2 protein-coding genes and 1 pseudogene are annotated in these 1843 nt (G+C 40.3%); all 3 read left to right on the top strand.

The genetic code is table 11. The annotated features are described in order from the left end of the window. Positions 1–14 precede the first annotated feature (14 nt). Positions 15–872, top strand: coding sequence for a heme o synthase (gene cyoE, locus F1E73_RS16840; RefSeq protein ID WP_150452642.1), 858 nt, complete (start codon positions 15–17; stop codon positions 870–872). Between the two features lie 4 nt (positions 873–876). Then, complete coding sequence (locus tag F1E73_RS16835; protein ID WP_150452641.1) at positions 877–1458, top strand: cytochrome c oxidase subunit 3; 582 nt, start codon at positions 877–879, stop codon at positions 1456–1458. A gap of 149 nt (positions 1459–1607) precedes the next feature. Beyond that, positions 1608–1843, top strand: a pseudogene (locus F1E73_RS17980) (cytochrome c oxidase subunit 3); the annotation flags it as partial.

Below are 1843 nucleotides of genomic sequence, written 5' to 3'. Positions count from 1 at the left end.
GCGCTTCCTTTGCAATGTATTTTTCTGACTTTAAAGAAATTACAAAGGTTAGGCTGGCTGTAAGTGTTGTTTTTTCTTCCATTGCTGGATATATGTTGGGTGCCGTTGAGGTGAACTTAGTATCCATTTTAATACTTGCCTTTGGGGGGTATTGCATGGTGGGAGCTTCAAATGCGTATAATCAGGTTATCGAGAGAGACTTGGATGCCTTGATGAAGCGTACTAGAAACAGGCCTATTCCTGCAGGAAGGATGTCTGTGGCAACTGCCATGACTATTGCAGTAACGCTTACCATTCTAGGCATTGTGACCCTTTATTTCCTTAACCCCAAGACAGCTATGTTTGGGGCTATTTCAATTTTTCTATATACCAGCGTTTATACGCCCTTAAAGACCAAGACACCTTTGTCTGTCTTTGTTGGTGCTTTTCCTGGGGCAATCCCCTTTATGCTTGGTTGGGTGGCTGCTACCGATAATTTTGGAATTGAGCCAGGGACCTTATTTATGATTCAATTCTTCTGGCAATTCCCACATTTCTGGGCATTGGGCTGGATGTTGGATGACGACTATAAGAAAGGCGGATTTAAGATGTTGCCCACTGGCAAAAAAGATCGGGGGACCGCTTTGCAAATTATAATGTATACCCTTTGGATGATACTGATCTCTATTATTCCAGTCTTTGGGTTTACAGGGCGCTTGCAACTATCCGTAGGTGCTGCGGTGCTGATTTTTATGATGGGGCTGGTGATGCTGTTTTTCGCGTTTCGCCTATATGAAAAAAGGGATAATGCCTCTGCACGTAAATTGATGTTGGCCAGTGTTAGTTACATTACTTTAATGCAGCTGGTGTACGTAATAGATAAATTTATTTAATAAGATGGACTTAACAAAAGGGACAGATAAAGTAAAGAACGAAAGGGCAAGAAAGATGATGCTTTGGTTTGCCATTGTAAGCCTTGTAATGGGGTTTGCAGGTTGGACCAGTGCCTATATTGTTAGTAGCTCTAGGGAAGATTGGTTGCACGACCTTTCCCTGCCATCTGCTTTTTTAGGTAGTACCATTGTGATAATCTTAAGTAGTATCACCTATTGGTTGGCCAAAAAGGCAATTGCCAAGGATAACCGCAAGCAGTGTTCCAATTACTTGTTGCTTACCTTGGGGTTGGGAATTGCATTTATAGTTTTTCAATTCAATGGATTTTCCCAGATAATCGAACAAGGATACTATTTTACTGGACCTACTAGTAGTATTAAGATGTCCTATGTGTTCTTAATTGCAGCAGTGCATGTGGTACACGTGGTGGCCGGGATTATTAGTCTTTCTGTGGTGGTAGTCAATCACTTAAAAGGGAAGTACTCTTCAGATAATATGCTTGGATTAGAACTGGGAGCCACTTTTTGGCATTTCTTGGACTTTCTTTGGTTATATTTGGTCCTGTTTATGTATTTCGTTGAATAGGGGAAACGCCTTATTTTTAAGATGTTCGGCGAGCTTGATCTAAGCCTTATTTAGAATGTGTTTTTTTAACCTTTTTTGAATGGCAATAATTTGGTTTAGCCGAAAAAAATGTAAATTTGTGAAAATTTTATTAACACGATAATTTTTATATGGATTCTACGGTTACTACGGTTGCAGAGGAGAACGTTTGGGACGGAGGGAACAAACCATTAGGTGCTAGCTATGGCAAAATGATGATTTGGTTCTTTATAGTTTCTGATTCATTAACCTTTGCGGGTTTTCTTGTGACATACGGTTTTGCAAGGTTTAAGTTCGCTGATTCGTGGATAATTGCCGATGAGGTATTTACCCACGTACCATTCTTTCATGGAAGTTACCCCATGTA

Source organism: Arenibacter lacus (assembly GCF_008711145.1).
GTDB classification, from domain to species: domain Bacteria; phylum Bacteroidota; class Bacteroidia; order Flavobacteriales; family Flavobacteriaceae; genus Arenibacter; species Arenibacter amylolyticus.
Note: the sequence above shows the minus strand (reverse complement) of the source record. Positions and strands in the feature narration are given on the sequence as shown.